Origin of the sequence: Mesorhizobium sp. M0239, from assembly GCF_040321815.1 — a bacterium.
Lineage (GTDB): Bacteria > Pseudomonadota > Alphaproteobacteria > Rhizobiales > Rhizobiaceae > Mesorhizobium.
In genome coordinates, this window is record NZ_JAMYSG010000027.1 from 1 (window position 1) to 23,795 (window position 23,795).

Below are 23,795 nucleotides of genomic sequence, written 5' to 3' on the forward strand. Positions count from 1 at the left end.
CTGGCCTCCAATCCAGCCAGCATCTTGAATCACAAACATCCGGCTTTGGGAATCCTACGATTCTCTCAAAATAGGAATCGCTCTAATCGGCTGATCCGGCGGCGATGTTGCCGACGGCAATTTCCATCCATGCCCAGAGATAGGCGGCAAGACCGCGATCGACATGGATGCGCAGCTTGCCGTCATGGCAATAGACGACGGCGCTGATGCCGGCGAAGGAAAGCGCTGCACTGGCACTTGGCTGGCTAGGATCGAGCGTCGTCCCCCGTGCGATAAAGGCGTCGAGGGCCGTTCCTTCGATTTCGAACACCTGTAAGCCGGCGCTGATCGCCGTCACCGCGAACCCGTCTGCATGCCAGCCCGTGGCGATGACGAAGGGGCTGTTCGACACGACGAGCAACCGGTCGCGCGCCAGCCGCGCCGCATAGCGGTCGCCTTGTGCGGGGCCAAAAGCGCCTACGCCAGTTCCGTCGACACCGGAAGCCCGTGCCCACGCGTCGAGGTTGCCGCTGACCAGCAACTGGTTGAGGCCGAGGGCTGCTCGTATCGCAAGGCCCGGCGTGGCGATAACCGCGCCCTGCCAGTCCGGTGCAACGGACCATTTTTCCGCGAGATCACGCATGCAGCCGGTCTCCTGCCGGGTCGAAGGCGCAAGGGGCGGTAATCGTCGCCTTGCTGATCTTGCCGAGGTGCTGGATGTCGATCGTCTCGCCGTGCCGCGTCGCGCCGCGCTCGATCAGCCCAAGCGCAACCGGGCGGCCGAGCGTTGGGCTGTGGTAGCTCGAGGTGACAAAGCCCTGGCTGCGCAATCTGCCGTCGATCCGTTTGATGCCGTGCGCTCCGGTAGGCAGCGGCGCTTCGCCTTGCGGCACCGCTAGCCCGACAAGCTGCATGCGGTTTCCGCGCGAAGCCTCCTCTGTGAACAGCGAGCGGCGGCCGACGAACTCGGTCTGGCGCTTGGCGCGCGGACCGTCGACGCCGAGATCATGCGGCAACGTGGTGCCGTCAGTGTCCTTGCCAATGACGATAAAGCCTTTCTCTGCCCGCAGGATCATCAGCGCCTCGAGTCCGATGACGACGGCCTCGAGCGCCTGGCCGGCTTGGCGCAGATGCGCCCATAGCGGCTCGGCGCGATCCGCCCGGATCGAGATCTCGTAGCTCCGATCCCCGGTGAAGCTGACTCGGGCGATGCGGACTTCGTCGCCGGCATAGGTGCCATGACCGATTGCCATATGCGGCAGGTCGGCATCGCCGAGCGAAAGACCGAGATCCAGCGCTCCGAGCAGTTTTCGGGCGTTCGGTCCTGAAACTGTCAACGTTGCCATGTCCGATGTGGCGTTGTGAATATAGACCGCGCTACGCCCAAAACGGTCCTGACGCCATTCCTCCAGCCGGGCGTGCACGGCAGCGACATGCGAGGACGAGCCCGAGACGACGAAGCGATGCTCGTCCAGCCGCACCAGAACGCCGTCGTCGAAGACCACGCCGTTCTCCGACAGCATGAAGCCGTAGCGGCAGCGGCCGGGCTTCAGCGTCGACATGGTGTTGTAGTACAGAAAATCCACGAATGCCGCCGCCTGCGGCCCGATCACCTCGATCTTGCCGAGCGTCGAACCATCGAACAGCGCCACGGATTGACGGGCGCGCCGTGCCTCGTCCGCGATCGAACGCTCCGCATCTGCGTAGCCACCATAGTGGGCCGGGCGCAGCCAGCCGCCATATTCCTGAAAGACGGCGCCATTGGCGCGGTGGACATTTTCGAGCGGCAGCCGGCGCACCGGTGCCATCAATTCGCCGACGCGCGTGCCGGCAAAGCTTGCCAGCGGCACCGGGGTGAATGGCGGACGATAGGTGGTGGTGCCGACCTCCGGCACCGTACGCCCGGTGATACCGGCCATCAGCGCCAGGCCGGGCAGGTTGGAGGTCTTGCCCTGGTCGGTCGCCATGCCGAGCGTGGTGTAGCGCTTCAGATGTTCGACCGAGACGAAGTTTTCGCGCGCTGCCAACTCGACGTCCTTCACGGTCACGTCGTTTTGATAGTCGATCCAGATGCGTCCCTTCGAGCCCGGCATCGGCCATGCGGCGACTATGCCGTCCGTCGCCTCCGGTCCGGTGCTCCGCGGTAGGGGAGCCTTCGTCTGGCCGAGCGATGCAACGGCGGTGCTGGCACCAGCAAACACCTCCGACAAGGAAACCGCGCCGGCAGCCGCACCTGCCACCGCGATGTTATCAACCGGATCGCCCGGCAGAAAGGCCGCGCGCGCCTCGCTCCAGGCGAGCTTGCCCTTGGCTTGGCCGAAGAGATGGATGGTCGGCGTCCAGCCGCCCGAGATCAGGACGCAATCGGCATCGAACCTCGTGCCGTCGTCGAGCGTTACGCCGTCGACGCGCAGCCTGCCGCTGGCGGATATGAGAGAACGCCCTTTGGCCAGCCGGACATTGGCCGGCGCGGCAGGCGTGCCGTCGCGCCGGATGTCGACAAGCCTGACTTCGGCGCCGGCCTCGGCAAGCGCCCCCGCCACCTCATAGGCGCTGTCATTGCTGGTGGCGACGACGATGCGGCGGCCGACCAGCACAGCGTGGCGCCGGAGATAGGCGAGCGCCGCATCCGCCGATAGGATGCCCGGCAGGTCGTTGTTGGCGAAGGGCAGCGGCCGCTCGATGGCGCCGGCCGCCAGCACGATCTGGCGCGGCCTGACCCGCCACAGCGTATCCGGCCGGCCGTCGAGATGACGCTGGTTCAGCCCGACCAGATTGTGGTCGTAAATGCCGAAGGCGATGGTCGAAGGCAGGATGAGGTGACCGCCAGCGGCAAGCTCGGCAATCGTCTCCTTGACCCATACGGCCGCCGGCTTGCCGTCGATCTCCGCGGCACGATGGCCGAGCGATCCGCCGGGGCTATGCTGGTCGTCGACCAGTGTGACGGTCAGGCCAGCACCAGACGCCAGCCTTGCCGCCGCCAGCCCTGCGGGTCCCGCGCCTACAACCAGCACATCGCAATGATGGTTGATCTGGTCCGCCGTGCCCGGCGAGATCCAGTCGGCGTCGACTGTGCCCAATCCCGCCATGGCGCGGATGCGCGGCTCGAACCTGTGCCAGTCCGGCCACATGAAAGTCTTGTAGTAGAACGCCGCCGGTATGAAGCGCGCGAAACGGTCGAGAAAGGCGTTGCGGTCGGCCAGCGCGCTGGGCGTGGCGTTGACGCTTTTCGCCACCAGCCCGTCGCGCGCCGGCTCGGTCGTGGCGCGCGTGTTGGGCTTCGCTGGCACGCTGCCGCCGAGATCGACCAGCGCGTTCGGCTCCTCGACGCCGGCACCCCAGATGCCGCGCGGCCGGTGATATTTGAAGCTGCGGCCGACGACCGCGACGTCGCCGGCCAGCAGCGCCGAGGCGATGGTGTCGCCGGCAAAGCCATGCACGGTGGCGCCGTCGAAGCTGAAGCGGATCGGGCGCGAGCGGTCGATGGCGCTGCCGCCGGCGGCAAGACGCGAGGCGGTCACGCGGCATGCTCCCCGTCGAGAGCGGCCGAAGACAGCACCTTGTGGGTGATGGTGTCCCGCCCCATGACGAAGAACTCGCCGCAAATCATGTGAACCCAGATCTCGCGCGCCGTGCCTTTCGGATTGCCGCGCAGATAGAGGTACTCAGCCCAGCGATCGATCGGCACGTCGGCACCGTCAGGCCTGATGTTGCCGGCATCGCCGCCATAGTGGAATTCGGTCTCGTCACGCGGGCCGCAAAATGGGCAAGGGAACAACTGCATGATTGCCTCTAATGCGCGATGCCGGAGCCGGCCGCTTCGTCGATCAGCCGCCCGCTGGCGAAGCGATCGAGGTCGAAGGGGCGGCTGATGTCGTTGTGCTTGCCGGTCGCCAGCAACTGCGCCAGCAGCGTGCCGCCGGCGGGGATAGCCTTGAAGCCGCCCGTGCCCCAGCCGCAATTGAGGAACAGGCCGGGCAGCGGTGATTCGCCTATGATCGGCGAGGAGTCCGGCACGACATCGACGATCCCGGCCCATTGCCGCATCAGCTTGAGCTGGCCGAAGATCGGGAACATTTCCAAAAGACCGGCAATCACCTCCTCCAGCGTCGGCAGATTGCCGCGCTGCGCATAGGAAGGGATGCGGTCAAGGCCGCCGCCGATGACGATCTCGCCCTTGTCCGACTGGCTGACATAGACGCCGCAGCCGGGCGACAGCACCACCGTGTCGAGGATCGGCTTGACCGGCTCGGACACGCAGGCTTGCAGCGCATAGGAATTGATCGGCAGCCGGAAGCCGGCCTTTGCCGCCAGCACCGAAGAATGCCCGGCTACCGCCATGCCGATGCGGTCGGCACGGATCGCGCCACGCGAAGTCTGGACGCCGCGACAGCGGCCGCCTTCGATGATGAAATCAGTGATCTCGCAGTTCTGGATGATATCGACGCCGAGCCGGCTCGCCGCCCGCGCGTAGCCCCAGGCGACGGCGTCATGGCGCGCCGTGCCGGCCTTGCCTTGCCAGATGCCGCCGAACACCGGAAAGCGCGCGTCCGGCGAAAAATTGTAGATCGGCGCCACCCGGCGCACATCCTCGGGAGAAAACAATTCGGCATCGATACCGTTGATCTGCATAGCGTTGACGGTGCGCGCCCCGATCTCCATCTCCGCGGTCGAGTGGCACAGATTGACCATGCCGCGCTGCGACAGCATGACATTGTAGTTCAGGTCCTTGCCCAGCCCTTCGTAAAGGCGGTGCGCCAGCCCGTAGAGCTCAACGCTTTCCGGGTAATAGTAGTTGGAGCGCACCACGGTGGTGTTGCGGCCGGTGTTGCCGCCGCCGATCCAGCCCTTTTCCAGCACAGCGACCCTGGTGATGTTGTGGTTCTTTGCCAGGTAATAGGCCGTCGCCAGCCCATGGCCGCCGCCGCCGATGACGATCGCGTCGTAGGCTGGCTTCGGCTCGGGCGAGCGCCAGGCCGGCTTCCAGCCGGTCTGGCCGGCCAGGCCCTCCTTGAACAGCGACAATGCGGAATAGCGTCTGGTCATGGCGTGCCGGACAGATCTGATTTTCTGAAGGGAACGTGGATCATTGCATGGTCTTTTGCACGGATGCCGCCGGTTCGATCGGTCATGCCCGCATCGCCTTGCCCAGTGGATCGTATGGCGACGAAGCGATGACGCGCGCACCTCTTTCGACGCCGACGATGTGGGTTGTCAACTGCGTATCGATCTCGGCCGCCTCGCGCTCGACCAGCGCCATGGCGAGGCTCTTGCCGACCGTATGGCCATAGCCGCCGGAGGTGACGAAGCCGGCAAGCCTGCCTCTGTTCCAGACCGGCTCGTAGCCACTGGCATCGGCATCCGCCGCGTCGATTTCGAGCGTCACCAGCGTGCGCCTCGATGAAGCCTTCTGCTCTTTCAGGGCCGCCTCCCGCCCGATGAAATCGCCCTTGTCGAAGGCGATCCAGCGGTCCATCCCGGTCTCATCAGGCGTATAGTCCTGCGTGAACTCGCGCGACCAGATGCCAAAGCTCTTTTCGAGGCGCAGCGAATTGACCGCGCCGAAGCCGTATTCGGTGACGCCCAGATCGCTGCCTGCGGCAAGCAGCGCACGGCGCAGGCCCGCGTGCTCATTGGCCTGGCAATGGATCTCGTAGCCGAGCTCGCCGATGACCGACAGCCGACCGACCTTGGCCCGCACCAGGCCGACATCCAATGTCTTGCAGGCGAGGAAGCCGAAAGCCTCGTGCGAGACATCCTGGTGTGTCAGCCGCTCGAGCAGCATTCGCGCATTGGGTCCGGCGAGCGAGAAACCAACAATGGCGTCCGAAATGTCGCGGACGGTGACGCCTTCGCTCATATGCTGCTCGAACCAGCGCATATGCCACTGGCGCAGATAGTAGGATCCCATGATCCACCAGGAGCCATCGCCCCAGTTGAAGACGGTGAGGTCGCCCTTGAGTTTGCCGTTTTCGCCCAGCATCGGCGCGAGCTTGGCGCGTCCCGGCCTGGGCAGCGCACAGGCAAGCAGCCGGTCCAGCCAAGCCTCGGCCCGCGGACCGGTGATCTCGTAGCGCGAGAAAGCTGATATATCGAGCAGGCCGACACCTTCGCGCACTTTGCGGCATTCCTGTGCGACAATGTCGAAGGCGTTGGAGCGCTTCAGCGTCGGTGTCTCGACGAAGCCTTGCGGCGCGAAATAGAGCGGCACTTCCATGCCCCATGAATTGCCCCAGCGCGCGCCGGCGGCATCCATCGCGTCATGCGCGCCGGCTGTCTTCAAGGGCCGTCCCGCCGGCAGCTGTTCGTTGGGATAGCTCATGACGAAGCGGCGCGAATAGAACTGCCCGGTGGTCTGCCTGATGTATTCGCGGTTGGAGGCGAAGTCGCCATAGCGGGCGATGTCCATGCCGTAGACGTCGGCTTCCGGCTCGCCATGGATCATCCATTCGGCCAGCGACTTGCCGACGCCGCCGCCTTGCAGGAAACCGGCCATGACGCCGCACGCCACCCAGTAATTGGGCACGCCGCGCACCGGGCCGACCAGCGGATTGCCGTCCGGTGAGAAGGTGAAGGCGCCGTTTACCCAGCGCTTGATGCCGGCTGTCTCCAGGCAGGGATAACGGCTGAAGCCGAGCGCCAGCTCGTCGGCGATGCGGTCGGTATTTTCCTGGATCAGTTCGATGCCGTAGTCCCAGGGCGCCCCGTCCATGTTCCAGTGTTTGTGGTTGACCTCATAGATCCCAAGCAGAAGGCCTTTCTGCTCCTGGCGCATGTAGGTGAAGCCTTCGAGATCGACGATCAGCGGCAATTCCATGTCCAGCGCCTGGATTTCGGGCAATGCCTCGGTGACGAAATAATGGTGTTCCATCGGCGATACCGGCAGGTCGATGCCGGCCATCCTGCCGACCTGCTTGGCCCACAGTCCGCCGGCATTGACGACGTGCTCGGCAATCACCGTGCCCTTCTCGGTGACCACGTCCCAACCGCCATCGGCGCGGCGGTTCAGTTCCAGCACCCGGTTGTGCTCGATGATGTCGGCGCCGCGCAGCCTGGCTGCCTTGGCATAGGCGTGCACGACGCCTGAGGGATCGATATGGCCCTCGCGCGCGGCAAAGAGGCCTCCCAGCATGCCGTCGGTGTTGAGGATCGGGCAGCGCTGCTTGATCTCATCGACACCGACCAGGTGGACATCCTCGATGCCCATGGTCTGGAAGATGCGGTAGGAGGCCTTGAGCCATTCCCAGCGCTCGGGCGCCGAGGCGACCGAGATGCCGCCGGTCATGTGCATGCCGATGCTCTGGCCCGATTCCTTCTCGACCTCGGAGAGCAGGTCGATCGTATAGGCCTGCAGGGCGGCGATGTTGGGATCGGCGTTCAGCGCATGGAATCCGCCGGCCGCATGCCAGCTCGATCCCGCTGTCAGTACCTCGCGTTCGATAAGCGCGACGTCGCTCCAGCCGAACTTCGCCAGGTGATAGAGCACCGAGGCTCCAACCACGCCGCCGCCGATGACGATCGCCCTGTATTGGGATTTCATCCTGTCGCACTCCACCCAGTCAGTGTGGCGTACCCTATCGGTATTGTACATATGTGTCCAGAGCTTGGCGGAGGACGGAATGAACGGTCCATGATGTCGCTTTGCGCCGATGCGGCAGAGGGGCGCCTCCGCTGCTATCGGCAGCAAACGTGCTTGCTATTTGGGCCGATGCGCGCCCGCGAAGTCGCCAGCCGCGGGGGCCGAACGGGCCGTACTATCGGTTGCGCGAAAGCGTTTTCTCGACATAGCGCGAGAAGTCTTCGACATCCTCCGCCGGAGGCTCCTGGCCGGTGAAGCTGCGCAGATAACCGGCGACGTGAGGCAGGCGGCTGCTCATCGGCTCGTTGAGCTCAAGCGAGTAATAGCCGATCTGCATGAAATACAGCACACGGGCTCGCACGAACGCGTCTTCTTCCTCATAGCCGTGGCGCATGAACATGTCGCGGATGGCGTTGACGCGCTCCTCGTCGGCCTCGTCGAGCGCGCGCCTGATGGCGGGCGAGCGGCGGGCCCAGGCCCTGATCGCGAAATCCAGCTGCGGATCGAACAGTTTTTCGTCCACCCAGCATTCGAAAATGCTCATCACCCCGCGGATGACGGTCGCGGAAGGCCGCCTGGCCCGTTCGACGATGAACCTGGTGTTGGTCTGCCGCCAGTAATCCAGCAATTGATCGAGCAGATCCTGTCGGCTCTTGAAATACCAGTAGAAGCTGGAACGCGACACATCGAGCTTCTGTCCAAGCGTCAGCACGCGGACGCGTTCGACCCCGTCAGAGATCAACGTTTCAAGCGCAAGCTTCAGCCAGTCTTCGCGAGTGGCCTTGATATTGCCGGTGGCGCCGGCGCGCTGAATCGTCGTTTCGAGAGCTGCCATCGACACGACGCATGACACGCTGCCTCAGGCAAATCAAGGCTATGGACATCTGTGTACAGACCAAATCGGCCCCAAGCCGAACGATGCATCGTGGCTGTTGGCTGCATCGAGGCTCGATGGGGCATTGTCGTCGCCCGCCATCCGCGCGGCGCAAGCGGGGATTTTTGTCGCGGCTGCTGGTTCACTGTTTGCTTTCCCGCGAGGCAATTGTCTGGCAAATACCAGTTCAGACAGATGCCCGCGCGGCCAACAAGCAGGAACATACGATATGACGCTGTTTCGAAAGAACCTCATCGATGGCGAGTGGGTCGGCGACGCCGGTTCGCGCAACATCAACCCCTCGGATACCGGTGACATCGTCGGCGATTATGCCTCGGCGGGTGTCGAACAGGCCAAGCAGGCGATCGCCGCGGCCAAGGCAGCGTTCCCGGCTTGGTCCCGCTCCGGTCCGCTGGCGCGTCACGCGGTGCTGAAAAAGGCCTCCGACGAGATTTTGGCGCGCAAGGACGAGATTGGCCGCAACCTGGCGCGTGAGGAAGGCAAGACGCTGGCCGAAGGCATCGGCGAGACCATTCGCGCCGCCCAGATTTTCGATTTCTTTGCCGGCGAAACGTTGCGTTTGACCGGAGAGGTCGTGCCGAGCGTGCGACCGGGCGTCGGCGTCGAGATGACGCGCGAGGCGGTCGGCGTGGTCGGCATCATCACGCCATGGAATTTTCCGATCGCCATTCCGGCCTGGAAGATCGCCCCGGCATTAACCCACGGCAACACCGTCGTCTTCAAGCCGGCGGAGCTGGTTCCCGAGAGCGCCTGGACCATTGTCGACATCCTGCATCGCGCCGGCCTGCCGAAGGGCGTGCTCAATCTCGTCATGGGCAAGGGTTCGGTGGTCGGTCAGGCGATGCTCGACAGTCCCGACGTCAACGCCATCAGCTTCACCGGCTCGGTCGGTACCGGCAAGCGCGTTGCCGCGGCAAGCATCGAACACATGCGCAAGTTCCAGCTTGAAATGGGCGGCAAGAACCCACTGGTCGTGCTCGACGATGCCGATCTTGCGATCGCCGTCGATTGCGCGCTCAATGGCGCCTTCTTCTCGACCGGCCAGCGCTGCACCGCGTCGTCCAGGCTGATCGTGACCGAGGCCATCCATGACCGTTTCGTCGATGCCCTCAAGGATCGCATGAGCAAACTGGTCATCGGCGATGCGCTCGACGCGCAGACCCAGATCGGTCCTGTCGTCGACGCGACGCAGCTGAAGCAGGACGAGGACTATATCGCCATCGGCGTCAGGGAAGGTGCCACGCTCGCCTTCGGCGGCGAGCGGCTCGACCGCAAGACGCCAGGCTTCTATCTGCAGCCGGCATTGCTGACCGAGGCCACCAATGCCATGCGCAGTTCGCGCGAGGAGATTTTCGGACCTGTCGCCAGCGTCATTCGCGTCAAGGACTATGACGAGGCGCTTTCCGTCGCCAACGACACGCCCTTCGGCTTGACCTCCGGCATCTGCACCTCGAGCCTCAAGCATGCCACGCACTTCAAGCGCAATTCGGAGGCCGGAATGGTGATGGTCAACCTGCCGACGGCGGGTGTCGATTTCCATGTTCCCTTCGGCGGCCGCAAGGGTTCGAGCTATGGGCCGCGCGAGCAGGGCCACTATGCGGCGGAGTTCTACACCACGGTGAAGACGGCCTATACGTTCGCAGGCTGATCGGCCGTCGACCGATCAGCCTGACTGATCGGTCACTGCCGATCATGCCGGCAACACCGCCATGCACATCTGGATTGGACGGCGCGAAAGGATGACAGTGCAAGATCTGATCTGGCTTAACCCGCCGCCGCACCATTCTATCGACGGCGACAGCGTTCGTGTGCGCACCGGTAAGGAGACCGATTTCTGGCGCGAGACCTTCTACGGTTTCTGGCGCGACAACGGCCACTTCCTGCACCGGCCGGTCGAAGGCGATTTCAGCGCCGAAGTCACGGTCAAAGGCGACTACGAAGTCCTCTATGATCAGGCCGGGCTGATGGTCCGGCTCAGCGAAACGCACTGGATCAAGGCCGGTATCGAGTACACCGACGGCCTTGCCTATTTCTCCGTTGTCGTCACCAACGACACGTCAGACTGGTCGCTGGTCGCCATTCATGCCGATCCGAACGGCGTCAGGATCCGGTTGACCCGTCACGCCGAGGCGATCCGCGTCCAGTACCTCGATGCTTCCGACGGCCACTGGAAGCCTGTGCGGCTTGCCTATTTCCCGACCTCGAAGACGGTCGATATCGGCATGATGTGCTGTTCGCCGCAACGCGAGGGCTTTGAGGTAACGTTCTCCGATTTCTCCCTCGGTCCGCCGATATCGCGGGAATTGCACGATTGAGATGTGCGGTCTTGCGCTGAACCGCAAGCACTTCGACCTTTGCCGCGATCAAGTCTGTAGACCGCCGCGTGCCTCCGTCCGTGCCGGGAGTTGGTCGCGGCACTGCAGCCGGCGAGATCGTCAGCCAGTTGCGACGCCGCCAGACGGCTCGAAATTTTTAGCCCGGGTTCGGCTCAAGGCGAATATGCCAGGCAGTACGTTGCAACGCTATTGCCATCCGCGCTAGGAGTTGCCGATGGGCAGGTTTCGAAGGGCTGTCAAAAGAGTCGTCTATTCCAGGGCGCTAAGGTTTCTTGACGTTCCGCCCGTGCTGTGGTCGCAGGGCATCGGGCATTTCTGCGATTTCGCCGGGCCGCGCTGGTATCGCAACGCGCCAACTGCATCGACGCAGAGCGAGGCATTTTTCCGCCAACATTACAGCGGCGCGCATGGCATCGTCTGGCTGCGCCTGAGCACCTTGTCCAGGGATGCGCAAACCTGCGACCTCGACACGTTCGTGAGGATCGTGCTGCCGACGATCACGGCACCGTTCACGCTGCTGACGACCGACGGAGATGCTTCGGTGCCGTCGGATCTGGCGAAGGACACCGTCGACCAACTTCTCGCCAACCCTTTCCTGGTCTCTTGGTACAGCCAGAATTGTGACGGCACTCACCCCAGAGTGAAGCCTTTCCCGATCGGGCTCGATCTTCACACGCCTCGGTCCCTTGCCACGCCGGCAGGGCTTGTGAAGCAACTGGAAATCATACGCGCCCGGCAGGATCATGTGGACCGCCGCCCGCCCAGGCTGTTCTCTGATTTCAGCATCAGCAATGGCTCGAGGCAGCGCCGGGAACTGCTTGATGCCCTGGGCGGATGTCCGCATGTCGATTTCCTGACGAAACGGGTCTCCCAGCGCTCGATCTGGCAACTATACTCGCAATACCCGCTCGTGCTGTCCACCGAAGGCAATGGCCTGGACTGCCATAGGACATGGGAGCTGTTTTATCTCGGCTGCATCGTCGTCACCAGGACCTCGCCGCTCGACCCGCTCTACCAGGGCCTGCCTGTCATTATCGTCGACGACTGGCATGAGGTGAGGGACCCCGATGCGCCGAGACGCTGGATAGAGCAGGTCGCGCATCTGACCGACCGGGGCCATGTTTGGGGACGCTTGCATCCGCAAACCTATCTCGGCCCCATTCGGCAAGAGCTTCAGCACGCATCCTGATAGGGCAGACCACGAAATTCCGGCTGGACGTGGTGCGAAGCGGGGCTCCTGCAAGCGATGTGGAACGATGTGGCTCCTCCATATCTGGTGGAGGGACGGATCATGTGCCAGCCTCGTCCAGCCCCAGCCCGCCGCGGACAGCATTGCGGATGGCTTCTGGGCCGAACCTTGCCCAAACCGCTTGATGCGCGCGGATGCGCTGCCGTGCCCTGCGGTCGGCATCCAGGCAGAGTCCGACAGCCATTCCGGCAAGCCCTTCATCGGTATCCGACAGCAGCAGCTCCTCCCCGTCGACCAGATCCAGGCCCTCGGCCGCCAGAGGCGTGGCGATCACCGGCACGCCCCACGCCATCGCCTCCAAAATCTTGATGCGGGTGCCGCCGCCTGCCGCAAGCGGGATGATGGTGAGATGCGCTCTCGAAAGAAGCGGCGCCATGTCTTCGGGGTCTTCGACAAGCTCCACGCCCCGCAATCCTGCCAGCGCTTGCACGGCCGTTGCCGGGTTGCGCCCAGCGAGAATCAATGTCGCGGTCGGCAAGGCCAGTCGGATGCGCGTAAGTATGGAGCCGGCTAATCTCTGGACGGCGTCGACGTTTGGCGGATAGCCGAGATGGCCGACGAACAGGATCACCGGAAAGCTTTCGCCGGATCCGGGCTCGGCGGGCAGCGTTTCGGGGCTGTGCCCGGCGTGCGGAATTCCGTTTGGAACGACGTCGATCGGCAACTTATGCCGGGAAAGCGCCATCAACCGCTCTCGATCCTGGCTCGAGCAGACCCAGACCCGGTCGACAAGGGCAATCGCTTTTCTCTCGAGACGCCGGATGCCAAGGCCCGCGCTGATCGTCGCCACCGCAGGCCGCTTCACATCGACGTGCCGCAACTGCCCCGCCAAGTCGGACTCGACGTTGTGCATGTCGAGGATGAGATGTTTCGTCAATGCCCGCAAAGGCCGCAGCAGCTTGAACAGGCCGATGCCCTCGATCAGCACCGTATCGGGGCGGAAGTCCCGAACCAGTGCCTCCAGCCGCGTCAAGGCGACGCGCGAGATGCGACGCTCCGCCCTTATGCGCCACCACCCGATCGAAGCGGAGCGGGCCTCTCCCTTGATCGACAAGGCTTCGGTGCGGATCGACGGATCGGTTGTTTCCGTCGCCTGCGGCAGCACAGACACCAGGCAGACCGGGCCGAATTGCGCAGCAGACTCAGCATTGCGGTAGTTCCGCAAATCCGCGCCGGAGATCGGCGGAAAGGCCGGATCGTGGGACACAACCAGCACACGTCGCCCGGCTTTCGCCGCGGAGGCAGCGTCGAGCGGTTGTGCGTCCGCGGGTTTCAAAGCGGACGCTCTGGGCTTTGCGCCGGAGGCTTCATTCCAGACGACATGCGCGACGGCCCCAAAACCACAACAATCGGCTTCGACTTGTTCAGCCGAACGCCGCTTTCGTCAAGCGCCGCATCGTCGCTGAATGTCAGATGCACCAGTTGCGCGCCCTGCCGAATGTCACCATCGCCTGGACCACGCCAACCAGCGGCCCGCCAGATGCTTCCATGATGAGGTGAGCCTTGTCCGCCGATAGGCGTCACCGGCCATCTTGATGCCTTGCGCCTGCGTCGGGAATGGATGGATGACGTCGGCCAGCGCCCGCAGTCCCATGTCCGATTTGATCGCCAGCGACACCGCATTGATCATCTCGCCGGCATGGCTGGCGACGACCGTGGCGCCCAGGATGCGGTCGGACCCCTCCCTGACGTGGATTTTGACAAAACCCTCCTCCTCGCCGTCCATCACCGCACGGGCGACATCGTGCATCAGCACCGTATAGGTCTTGACCGGAATGCCGCTCTGGCGCGCCTCCGCCGGATAGAGGCCGACATGGGCGATCTCCGGATCGGTATAGGTGCACCACGGAATGACCAGTTCGCTCAGTTTCCTGCGTCCGAGAAACAGGGCATTGCGCACGACCATGCGGGCTGTCGCCTCGGCGGTGTGGGTGAATTTGTAGGCGAGGCAGACATCGCCCGCCGCATAGATGCGCGGATTTGTGGTGCGGAGACAGTCGTCTACCTTGATACCGTCGGCATCATATGCCACCCCGGCGTTTTCTAGGTCGAGGCCGTCGACATTGGGCGATCGGCCGATGCCGGTGATGATCTCGTCGACGGAAATCGTCGTCGTGACGTCGTCGCACACCAGGTCGGCGAGCTTCTTGCCGCCTTCCGTCCGCACCGCCACCACCTCGGTGTTGAGGCGAACTTCGACACCTTCGCGCGCCAGCGCGTCCGAAAGAATTTGGGCGGCATCGCGTTCCTCACCGGGCAGGAACATCGGTTCGCGCTGCGCCTGGATGACCTTCGCGCCCAGCAGGCAGAAGGCCTGCGCCGCTTCGCAACCGAGTGGTCCGCCGCCGATGACCAGAAGCCGCTTCGGGCACTCCGTGAGATCGAACATGGTCTCGTTGCTGAGATAGCCGGCGTCGGCAAGCCCCGAGATCGTCGGCAGCCTCGGGCGCGCGCCTGTCGCGATCAGCGCCTTTCTGAAACGCAAGGTTTGTCCGGCGACCGTGACAGCGTCCCTTCCGGAAAACCGCGCTTCACCGAAATAAAGGTCGATGCCTTCGGCAATCAGGCTATCGGCGGCATCGGCGCGGCTGATCCGCTGCCGGATCTGCCGCATCCGCGTCATGGCGCGCTGAAAGTTGACGTGAAGACGGTCCGGCATGTCGCCGCCGAAATTCTCGGCGTCGCGCATGTCGGCATAAAGCCTTGCGGTGCGGATGATCGACTTCGACGGGATGCAGCCGACATTGACGCAAGTTCCGCCGATCAGGTTGCGCTCGATGAGCGCGACCTTTGCGCCGAGGCCGGCCGCTTCGTAGGCGGCGGTCAGTCCAGCCGGTCCGGCACCGATGACGACGAGGTTGTAGGGACCGTCCGGCTGCGGGTTCTTCCGGTGCGGCGGATGGGCGCCCTTGATCAGCTCAATGTCGTTGTGATCGACAGGAAAGGCGGCAGCCCTGGTCCGGTCACGCGACATCGCCGCCACCCGACGCCGGGCTTGCCGGCTGAGACAGCCAGCCGCCATTGAATCCGGCCTTGCGCAAGCCGTTGCGGATGTGTTGATTTGACCGCATCAGTCTCCAGATCAACCCTGACCGATGGTTCTCGATCATCATCACCACGATGCCTTGATCCAGCCCATAGTGGCCTTCCGACACCCAGCCGTGCCTCCCGAATTTACGTCGGTTCGCCAATGTCGGATTGAAACCGCTCGGCAGTCGGAAATTGTCGATCACCTCGGGGTAGCGATCACCGAGATGGCGCAACGCCGCCAGGCAGATCTCCGGGGCGAAAGGCAGTGATGCCGGATAGGACCAAGGCGCGATCGTCCCGTCATCGGGACCGAACGGCGCGCCGCGCGCGGCATAGCCGGAAAACCGCCGGCGCTGTCGCTCCACGCTGGTGCGAAAACCGCCTGGCCCGTCGCCCGCCGAAAGACCCCAAAGGTTCTCGTCGTAGCCGCCATAGCCGTAAGGGTTGTGGCGTGCATAGTCGCGATGCAGATAGGTCGAGCGGCGGCTGTTTTCGAAATAGTCCGAGTTCTTCTCGCGCATGAAGGCGTCGCGGATGCCGGCGAAATCGATCCAGGCATGCGAGAACTGGTGCATGAACAGCGGACCGCCATACAGCACGTCGTAGCCGTAAATGTTCTCCCACTGATAGGTCGCCGTCCAGCCCTCGTAGCTGTTGTCCGAAGTCGGGCTGTCGGGCGAGGCCATCGACAGGACGTAGAGGATCGTGGCTTCGTTGTAGCCCTCCCAGCCATAGTGGAGAAAGCCGCTCCTCGGCTTCCAGCCTTGTCGCAAGGTCGGGCTTGAGCCTTGTGCCCACCGCCAGTCGACGCGCCGGTAGAGCGCCTCGGCCAGTTGGCGGATTTCGGCTTCCTCGTCATCATCACCGGAGAAATAGGCGCCCGCCACCAGCATGCCCGATATCAGCAATGCCGTATCCACCATCGACAGTTCGCAGCGCCAGACGCGCAGGCCGGTCCGCATGTCGAGGAAATGGTAGTAGAAACCCTTGTGGCCGGTGACCTCCTCGCCATTGCCTTGCGAGCCGGCCGAGAAGAAACGCAACGCGGCCAGCGTCAGCTTCGCGGCGGCATCGCGCGCCATCCAGCCGCGCTCGACGCCGACCGGATAGCTGGACAGCGCGAAGCCGACGACAGCGATGCTGGCCGGCGAATTCGGCCGCGAGGTGTCGGCGACCAATCCGTTTTCGGGGTTCACGTTCTCGAGGAAATAGTCGAAGGCGGCGCGCTGATAGCGGTCCAGAAGCTCGTCGTCGGACAGCGCGCCAGGCTCGGCCCTAAGCAAAGGAAGCAAGCTCCCGCCGGATGGCTGCAGCGTCCGTCAACCGCCAACCAGTTGCCCCGCGCCGGCAGGTCATCACGCATGCTGAACTGTCATGCCGCGTCATAGCTTTCCCGCATAGCTTTGTTGCGTCAACGTCGATTCGACGTCTGGACTATACGCCCCTACGCTCCAGTTCGTTGCGTCGTCACGCGGAATTGAGATGCGTCCTGCCTCAGTAGGTGGCGCGGCCGCCGGAAACGTCGAACACGGCGGCGGTCGTGAACGAACACTCTTCCGAGGCGATCCAGCAGATCAGCGCCGCCACCTCGTCGACCTCGCCGAAGCGCGCCATCGGTATCTTGGACAGCATGAAGTCGATGTGCTCCTGGCTCATCTGCCTGAAGATCGCGGTGCGCACGGCCGCCGGTGTGACGCAATTGACCGTCACCTTGGTCTTGGCCAACTCCTTACCGAGCGACTTGGTCAGGCCGATCACCGCGGCCTTCGAGGTGCTGTAGGCCGAAGCGTTGGGATTGCCTTCCTTGCCGGCGATCGAAGCGATGTTGACGATGCGGCCATAGTTGCGCTCGAGCATGTGCGGGACAAGCGCCTTGTTGCAATAGAAGACGCCATTGATGTTGATGTCGATGACCTTCTGCCAATCTTCGACCGAGTAATTCCAGGTCGTCATGTTGGGTCCGGTGATCGCCGCACTGGTGACCAGGATGTCGACACCACCAAGCGCTTCGATCGCCGACTGCTTGGCGCGTTCCACACCGGCCGCATTGGCGACGTCGATGGCAACACCGTGGAGGCCGGGAAGGGTAGCCTTGGCCTGTTCGATCTGAGCCGGATCGCGATCCCAGACTGAAACCCGTCCGCCCTCTTCGACAATCCTCTGAGCCACTGCCAGACCGATGCCCGATGCGCCGCCGGTGATCACCGCCGCTCGACCGCTGAACCGTCCTGCAAAATTCATCGGCATCTGATTCTCCCCCCGTCACCTGAACCCGATGGACGCCAACCACGCGCGACCGCCATACCATCGACGGCGACTGTGCGGTCACCATCAGGCAAGTTCAAGCCGGCATGCGAGGCCGATCGTCTGGGCCAATCCCGTTACCCGGCATGTCCCTCGAGCTCTCTGCCCAGCGCCTTCACCATCGCCACCAGCGCCGGTCCGATCTCGGCATGCGCGCGCTCTTCCGTGATGATCTCGCCGATGCCGCCGCAGGTGATGGCAACCAGCGGCGAGCCGTCACTCGGACGGAACGGCACGCCGACTGCATGGATGTAGCTGTGCCAGGCGCCGAACGACGTCACATAGCCCTTGTCGGCATACTGGGCGATCGCATCGTCGATCGCCGCCGCGATCATCGCCGCCCTGTCCGGCTCGGCCTCCTGCAAAGCCCCCACAAGGCTGGCACGCTCCTCGGATGAAAGTGCCGCCGCATAGGCCAGCCCCATCGATGTCTTCCAGATCGGCAGATAGGAGCCCGGGTTGAGGCGCAGCGTGACAAGGCTCTCCGACCGGCAGTTGGCGAGATAGACCATGTTGAGGCTGTCGCGGGTGCCGAGCGCCACCGCCGCCCCCGTCAAATCGGCCAGCGGCTGCATCAGCGGCCGGGCGACGTGGACAACCGCACTGGAACTCAGTGCCGAATAACCCAGCGCCACGGTGGCTGGTCCCAGGCTGTAGCGGCCAAGGTCCTTGTCGTAGAGGAGATAGCCGAGCGCGCTTAGCGTATAGGTGATGCGGGAAACCGTGGCCTTGGGCAGGCCGGTGCGGGCAATGATGTCCTGATTGCCGAGTGAGGCATCGCCCGGGCGGAAAGCGCGCAGGATGCCGAGCCCGCGCACCAGCGACGACGAAAGCTGCGCGCCTTCGACTTCAAGCTCCGTCTCGTCCCTGGTGACTCGCTTGCGCACGCTGAGGTCTTTCTGGCGTCGTCGTCCGCCTGTCGGGCCGGTGTCGCCGGCGCTGTCTCAAAAGTGAAATTAAATTCCATTTATATTGACAGGCGCTTTCACCCACTGTCAATATGCTTCCCTCGATGGCATCTCCAAGCGCCTTGTGCCATCTTACGAAGCCCCTCCTTGTGAAGGTAGCCACGTGTCTCGCTATATTTTGCGCCGGCTTATCGCCATGCCGTTTCTGGTGCTCGGCATCGTCACCATTGCCTTCCTGATCACCACGGTGACCAAGGGCGATCCGCTGACCGCGATTGTCGCCGAACAGCAGATGAGCAACCCCGAAGTGGTGGCCGCCGCCAAGGCGCGCTGGGGTCTCGATCGTCCTTTGCCGGAACGCTATATGATATATCTCAGTAATCTGCTGAGCGGCGATCTTGGCACCTCGTTCATCACCAAGCGCAATGTCGGCACCGACATTCTCTACCGCTTGCCGGCAACGCTCGAACTGGTTTGCGCTGCGATGATCTTCGGCACCACGCTCGGCATTGTGCTTGGTGTGCTAGCCGCCTATTTCCGCAACAGCCTGATTGACCATGGCGCGCGGCTGTTCGCCTTGTTCGGCTCTTCGCTGCCGGTGTTCTGGTCGGGGCTCGGCCTGTTGTTCATCTTCTCCGTCATGCTGAACTGGCTGCCGGGGCCGGGCAGGGTCGATGCCCGCCTGGCATTGCCGCCCGGCATCACGGGCTTCCTGACCATCGATTCGCTTCTGGCTGGCGACTGGACCGTCCTCAAGGACGCGCTCTGGCACCTGCTTCTGCCGGCCTTCGTGCTCGGCTGGACGGTTTCGGGCACCATATCGCGGCTGGTGCGCGCCAACATGCTGGATGTGATGAGCCGCGAGTTCGTGCTCACCGCGCGCGCCAAGGGGGCGAGCGAATTCCGCGTCGTCATTGTCCACGCGCTGCGCAACACCATGGTGCCGACCTTGACCGTCATCGGCTACTCCTTCGCCTATCTGATCACCGGCGCGGTGCTGACCGAGACCATCTTCTCCTGGCCGGGCATGGGTTCCTATGCCGTCGAGGCGGCGCGCGCGCTCGACTTCCCGGCAATCATCGGCGTTACCATCGTTGGCGGCCTCGCCTTCCTGGTCACCAACCTCATCACCGACATACTCTATGTCGTGGCCAATCCGCGGGTGAGATTAAGCTGATGGCAGTCGTCGTCACCAAGTCCCGCTCCTCGACGGTTCCCGAATGGCTGACCGCGCCTTTGGTCATCGGCACGATCGTCATCCTGTTTTGGCTGTTCATGACCGTGTTCGCCAATCTGGTCGTGCAGTTCGATCCGCTCGAAATGGTGGCGCGCCGGCTGCAGCCGCCGAGCTGGGCGCACTGGCTGGGCACCGACGCACTCGGGCGCGATGTGCTGGCCCGCACTCTGCACGGGGCCGCGCATTCGCTGCCTATCGCGGTACTGGTCGTCGTCTCCGCTGTGATCATCGGCTCGCTGCTCGGCGCCATTTCCGGCTTCGTCGGCGGCCTGACCGGCGCGGCGATTATGCGGCTTGTCGACGTCACTCTGTCCTTTCCGCCGATGCTGCTGGCCATGGCCGTCGCGGCGTCGCTCGGCCCCGGCCTCGGCAATGCCGCCATCGCCATGGTGCTGGTCTGGTGGCCGGTCTACGCCCGGCTGATGCGGGCGCAGGTGCTGGAGGTGAAGGAGCGCGAGCATGTCGAGGCGGCGATCGCTGCCGGCGCCAGGCCTCGACGCGTGCTGTTCACGCACATATTGCCGCTTTGCTGGACCCCGGTGCTGATCAGCGCGACCATGGATCTCGGCCAGGTCGTGCTGCTTGCCGCGTCGCTCAGCTTCATCGGGCTCGGCGCCACGCCGCCGACGCCTGAATGGGGGTCGATGATCTCCGATGGCGCCGTCCATTTCTACCAATGGTGGATCGCCTTCGGTCCCGGCGTCGCCATCCTCACCATCGTGCTCGGCTTCAACTTCATCGGCGACGGCTTGCGCGACATTCTCGATCCAAGGTCGGATTAAGCGATGAGCGCACAGATATCTTCAGCGCCACCGGGCGCAGTCGACAAGGCGGGCAGAGGTGAGCCGCTGCTGTCCATACGCGGCCTGCGGGTAGGCTTCCGACGGGCAGGCGATCAGTTCGAAGCGGTGCGCGGCATCGACCTCGACGTCGCCAAGGGCGAAGTGGTCGGCATTGTCGGGGAGTCCGGCTCGGGCAAGTCCGTTGGCATGCTCGCCGCGCTCGGCCTGACGTCGAAGAATGCGGTGGTCACCGGTTCGGTCCGCTTCAACGGCGACGAACTGGTCGGCAAATCGTCACGCGAAATGCGCAAGATCAGGGGCGCGCGGATAGCCATGATTTTTCAGGACCCGCTGTCCTCGCTAAACCCGGTGATGACTGTCGGCGCCCAGATCGCCGAGGCGGTCAGGCTGCATCAGCGCGTCACCCGCAAACAGGCCATGGCGCGCGCGGTGGAATTGCTCAATCTGGTGGCGATCCCGCAGCCGGAGCGCCGGGTGAACCAGTATCCGCATGAATTCTCCGGCGGCATGCGCCAGCGCGCGGTCATAGCCATGGCCGTCGCCAACGATCCCGATTTGCTAATCGCCGACGAACCGACCACGGCGCTCGATGTCACGGTGCAGGCGCAGATCCTGTCGGTGCTGCGTTCGCTGCAGGAGCGGCTCGGCCTTGGCCTGGTGCTGATTACCCATGATCTCGGCGTCGTCGCCGGTCATGCCGACCGCGTCGCGGTCGTCTATTCCGGCCGCGTCGTCGAACAGGCTGGCGTGTCCGAGCTGTTCGCCGACCCGCGCCATCCCTACACGCGCGGCCTCATTGCCTCGATCCCCAACCTCGAGGAAAGCCGCGAGCGGCTGTTCTCGATCGACGGTTCGCCGCCCGCACTTGGCCGCTTGCCGGGCGGCTGCGCCTTCCATCCGCGCTGCATCTATGCCGAGGCACGCTGCCGGACCGAGGATCCGCCTTTGCACGATATTGGCGGCCGGTTCTCGGCCTGCCATTTCGCGACGACCTTGCCGCCCTTCCACAGCGCTGCGCTGGTGGCGGCCAGCCTGGACAATGGAAGCGTGAGCCCATGAGCGCAGCGGAGCAAATTCAAGTCGAAACCAAGCCGGCGGCAGCGCTTTCGGTACGCCATCTCGTCAAGGACTTTCCGGTTCGCGGCGGCCTCGTCTTCGACCGTGCCGTTGCCCATGTCCGTGCGGTCGCTGATGTCTCGTTCGACGTAGCCCCCGGCGAAACGCTGGGCCTCGTCGGTGAATCCGGTTGCGGCAAGTCGACCCTCGGGCGCTGCCTGATGCGGCTGATCGAGCCGACCAGCGGCGAAAGCTGGTTCCGGGGCCAGAACCTGCTCGCGCTCAATCACGAAGACATGCGCCTGATGCGGCGCTACATCCAGCTGGTCTTCCAGGATCCGTACGGGTCGCTGCATCCGCGCATGCGCATCGCCGACAACATCGCCGAGCCGCTGCGCATGAGCGACATGTCGGCGGCCGACCGCCGCGCGCGCGTCGCCGAACTGCTCGAACTCGTCCGGCTCAATCCCGATCACGGCAAGCGCTATCCGCACGAGCTGTCCGGCGGCCAGCGCCAGCGTGTGGTCATCGCCCGCGCGCTGGCCCTCAACCCGCAAGTGGTGATCCTCGACGAACCGGTTTCGGCGCTCGACGTTTCGGTGCAGGCTGGCGTGCTCAATTTGCTTAGGGATATTCAGCAATCCTTCGGCACCTCCTATCTGTTCATCGCCCATGATCTGTCCGTCGTGCGCCACATCTCGCACCAGGTCGCGGTGATGTATCTCGGCAAGATCGTCGAGATCGCGCCCGCGGCCGAGCTCTATTCCAGTGCGCTGCATCCCTACACGCAGGCGCTGCTGTCGGCGGTGCCGCTCGCCAATCCCGAGAAGGAGCGCAGGCGCGAGCGCATCGTGCTGACCGGTGACGTGCCGAGCCCGCTCAACCCGCCGTCAGGCTGCCGCTTCCGCACGCGCTGCTTCAAGGCGCAGGCGATCTGCGCTGCCGTCGAACCGCCGCTCGATCCGCCTGGCGGTTCGCATCGGGTCGCCTGTCATTTCCCGGAGCCGGTCAACACTTTAAAGGCTGTCTGACCGGTCCTCACGATTGCTGTACCCACGAAGGATATTATCGTGACTGAAGCCCAAACTGACGATGCCAGCACGGCGGGCCGTGGGCGCCTGCCGCTCGAAGGCATCAAGGTTCTCGATCTTTCGCGCGTGCTGGCCGGTCCGTGGGCGACGATGAGCTTGGCCGATCTCGGCGCCGAAGTCTGGAAGATCGAGAACATCGACGGCGGCGATGACACCAGGGCGTGGTCGGTGCCGAGCTACAAGGGTGTCTCGACCTACTATCTCTGCGCCAATCGCGGCAAGCAGAGCATCGCGCTCGACATGAAGAGCCCGCAGGGGCTGGCCATCGTGCGCGAGCTGGCGGCGAAGGCCGACATCGTCGTCGAGAATTTCCGCTCCGGCACCGCCGATCGCCTTGGCGTTGGTTTCAAGGAGCTCAGTACCTCAAACCCACGGCTGATCTATTGCTCGATCTCCGGTTACGGCCAGACCGGCCCCGATGCCGGACGGCCCGGCTATGATTTCGTCATGCAGGCCGAAAGCGGCCTGATGGCCATCACTGGCGAGAGCAATGGCGAGCCGATGCGTGTCGGCGTCGCCATCACCGACATCGTCTGCGGCATGGTCGCCACGCAGTCGATCCTGGCAGCGCTTTTCGAGCGAACGACGACCGGCAAGGGGCAGTTCCTCGACCTGTCGCTGATCGACTGCGCGCTCAGCCTGCTGATCAATGTCGGCAGCGGTTATCTCAACACCGGCCGAGAGGTCGCCCGATACGGCAATGCCCATCCGACGGTCGTTCCCTATCAGATATTCCAAGCCTCCGATGGCAGCTTTGCGCTGGCGGTCGGCAATGACCGCCAGTTCGCGGCGCTGTGCGAGAAGGTCGTTGATCTGCCACATCTGGCTGGGGATGCGCGCTTCATCAAGGCAGGGGCGCGCGCCACCAACCGCGAGGCGCTGATCCCGCACCTCACCGCCGTCTTCAAGACCAAGCCGCGTGATCACTGGATGTCGGCCTGTGCCGCCGCCAGCGTGCCGGCCGGCACGGTAAAATCGATACCGGAAGTCTTCGATAGTCCCAATGTGCGCGAACGTGGCCTCGTTCAGACCTTGCCGCATCCGCATCTCGGTTCCGTCGCCATGGTGCGCCCGGCGCAGGGACTTGCCGCGCAGTTGACCGCCGACTTCACCGCGCCACCGATGCTGGGCCAGGACACAGCTGCCGTGCTGGCCGACGTGCTCGGCTACAGCGCCGAGACCATCTACCAGTTGGTCGGCACTGGGGCTGTCAGCGTCTATGCGCCTGCCGCCGAACCGATCCCCGCCTGATCTTTCACGGAGCGTGACAGCCCTCGTCGCATTTGTGGGATCGACTGAGTGGTTCTCTACTTCAAGAGCGCGAAGAG

At 64.0% G+C, this 23,795-nt stretch carries 19 protein-coding genes; 8 read left to right on the forward strand and 11 right to left on the reverse strand.

Going from position 1 to position 23,795, the window contains the following annotated elements; genetic code table 11:
- Nucleotides 1–82: 82 nt before the first annotated feature.
- The 6 genes from NKI99_RS25185 to NKI99_RS25210 form a co-directional block, all read right to left on the reverse strand.
- Nucleotides 83–622 carry a hypothetical protein gene (locus NKI99_RS25185; protein WP_352612460.1) on the reverse strand — a complete coding sequence of 180 codons (540 nt, stop codon included), beginning with the start codon at nt 620–622 and terminating at the stop codon, nt 83–85.
- Nucleotides 615–3,500, reverse strand: coding sequence for a sarcosine oxidase subunit alpha family protein (locus NKI99_RS25190; RefSeq protein WP_352439778.1), 2,886 nt, complete (start codon nt 3,498–3,500; stop codon nt 615–617). Before NKI99_RS25190 ends, NKI99_RS25185 begins: the two co-directional genes overlap by 8 nt.
- Nucleotides 3,497–3,763 carry a sarcosine oxidase subunit delta gene (locus NKI99_RS25195; RefSeq protein WP_023811548.1) on the reverse strand — a complete coding sequence of 89 codons (267 nt, stop codon included), beginning with the start codon at nt 3,761–3,763 and terminating at the stop codon, nt 3,497–3,499. Before NKI99_RS25195 ends, NKI99_RS25190 begins: the two co-directional genes overlap by 4 nt.
- An 8-nt stretch (nt 3,764–3,771) precedes the next feature.
- A complete protein-coding gene (locus NKI99_RS25200; protein ID WP_352439777.1) occupies nt 3,772–5,025 on the reverse strand; it encodes a sarcosine oxidase subunit beta in 1,254 nt (417 codons plus the stop codon).
- A gap of 82 nt (nt 5,026–5,107) precedes the next feature.
- Entirely contained in the window at nt 5,108–7,519 is a 2,412-nt protein-coding gene (locus NKI99_RS25205; protein ID WP_352612462.1) for a GcvT family protein, read from the reverse strand.
- A gap of 214 nt (nt 7,520–7,733) precedes the next feature.
- Nucleotides 7,734–8,393 (reverse strand): TetR/AcrR family transcriptional regulator, encoded by a 660-nt coding sequence (locus tag NKI99_RS25210; protein ID WP_164779967.1) that lies wholly within the window; start codon nt 8,391–8,393, stop codon nt 7,734–7,736.
- A gap of 268 nt (nt 8,394–8,661) precedes the next feature.
- On the opposite strand from NKI99_RS25210, the gene NKI99_RS25215 reads away from it, so the two are divergent.
- From NKI99_RS25215 to NKI99_RS25225, 3 genes are all read left to right on the forward strand, one after another.
- The gene (locus tag NKI99_RS25215; RefSeq protein ID WP_023811552.1) at nt 8,662–10,101 is read left to right on the forward strand and encodes an aldehyde dehydrogenase family protein; all 1,440 of its coding nucleotides are present in this window, start codon (nt 8,662–8,664) and stop codon (nt 10,099–10,101) included.
- A gap of 91 nt (nt 10,102–10,192) precedes the next feature.
- Complete coding sequence (locus NKI99_RS25220; protein WP_023811553.1) at nt 10,193–10,768, forward strand: DUF1349 domain-containing protein; 576 nt, start codon at nt 10,193–10,195, stop codon at nt 10,766–10,768.
- A 235-nt stretch (nt 10,769–11,003) separates the two neighbouring features.
- Entirely contained in the window at nt 11,004–11,978 is a 975-nt protein-coding gene (locus NKI99_RS25225; RefSeq protein WP_352439775.1) for a hypothetical protein, read from the forward strand.
- A gap of 100 nt (nt 11,979–12,078) precedes the next feature.
- Here NKI99_RS25225 and NKI99_RS25230 read toward each other — a convergent pair whose 3' ends face one another.
- The 5 genes from NKI99_RS25230 to NKI99_RS25250 form a co-directional block, all read right to left on the reverse strand.
- Complete coding sequence (locus tag NKI99_RS25230) at nt 12,079–13,254, reverse strand: glycosyltransferase family 4 protein (RefSeq protein WP_352612517.1); 1,176 nt, start codon at nt 13,252–13,254, stop codon at nt 12,079–12,081.
- 225 nt (nt 13,255–13,479) lie between these two features.
- Complete coding sequence (locus tag NKI99_RS25235) at nt 13,480–15,012, reverse strand: mercuric reductase (protein ID WP_352439773.1); 1,533 nt, start codon at nt 15,010–15,012, stop codon at nt 13,480–13,482.
- A complete protein-coding gene (locus NKI99_RS25240) occupies nt 15,002–16,351 on the reverse strand; it encodes a glucoamylase family protein (RefSeq protein WP_128302893.1) in 1,350 nt (449 codons plus the stop codon). The genes NKI99_RS25235 and NKI99_RS25240 overlap by 11 nt, the downstream gene beginning before the upstream one ends.
- Before the next feature lie 211 nt (nt 16,352–16,562).
- On the reverse strand, nt 16,563–17,315 hold the full coding sequence (locus tag NKI99_RS25245; protein ID WP_352612464.1) for an SDR family NAD(P)-dependent oxidoreductase: 753 nt from the start codon (nt 17,313–17,315) through the stop codon (nt 16,563–16,565).
- Nucleotides 17,316–17,449: 134 nt separating this feature from the next.
- Nucleotides 17,450–18,259, reverse strand: a complete 810-nt coding sequence (locus tag NKI99_RS25250; protein ID WP_352612466.1) for an IclR family transcriptional regulator — start codon at nt 18,257–18,259, stop codon at nt 17,450–17,452.
- Nucleotides 18,260–18,443: 184 nt separating this feature from the next.
- On the opposite strand from NKI99_RS25250, the gene NKI99_RS25255 reads away from it, so the two are divergent.
- Genes NKI99_RS25255 through NKI99_RS25275 form a run of 5 tightly spaced genes read left to right on the forward strand, consistent with a single transcriptional unit; the run spans nt 18,444 to nt 23,718 of the window.
- Complete coding sequence (locus tag NKI99_RS25255) at nt 18,444–19,457, forward strand: ABC transporter permease (protein ID WP_128302838.1); 1,014 nt, start codon at nt 18,444–18,446, stop codon at nt 19,455–19,457.
- Nucleotides 19,457–20,299, forward strand: a complete 843-nt coding sequence (locus NKI99_RS25260; RefSeq protein WP_502895274.1) for an ABC transporter permease — start codon at nt 19,457–19,459, stop codon at nt 20,297–20,299. The genes NKI99_RS25255 and NKI99_RS25260 overlap by 1 nt, the downstream gene beginning before the upstream one ends.
- A gap of 3 nt (nt 20,300–20,302) precedes the next feature.
- Nucleotides 20,303–21,379, forward strand: a complete 1,077-nt coding sequence (locus tag NKI99_RS25265; protein WP_352551177.1) for an ABC transporter ATP-binding protein — start codon at nt 20,303–20,305, stop codon at nt 21,377–21,379.
- Complete coding sequence (locus NKI99_RS25270; protein WP_352612468.1) at nt 21,376–22,407, forward strand: ABC transporter ATP-binding protein; 1,032 nt, start codon at nt 21,376–21,378, stop codon at nt 22,405–22,407. Before NKI99_RS25265 ends, NKI99_RS25270 begins: the two co-directional genes overlap by 4 nt.
- Nucleotides 22,408–22,446: 39 nt before the next feature.
- On the forward strand, nt 22,447–23,718 hold the full coding sequence (locus NKI99_RS25275) for a CaiB/BaiF CoA transferase family protein (protein WP_352612470.1): 1,272 nt from the start codon (nt 22,447–22,449) through the stop codon (nt 23,716–23,718).
- Nucleotides 23,719–23,795: the final 77 nt, after the last annotated feature.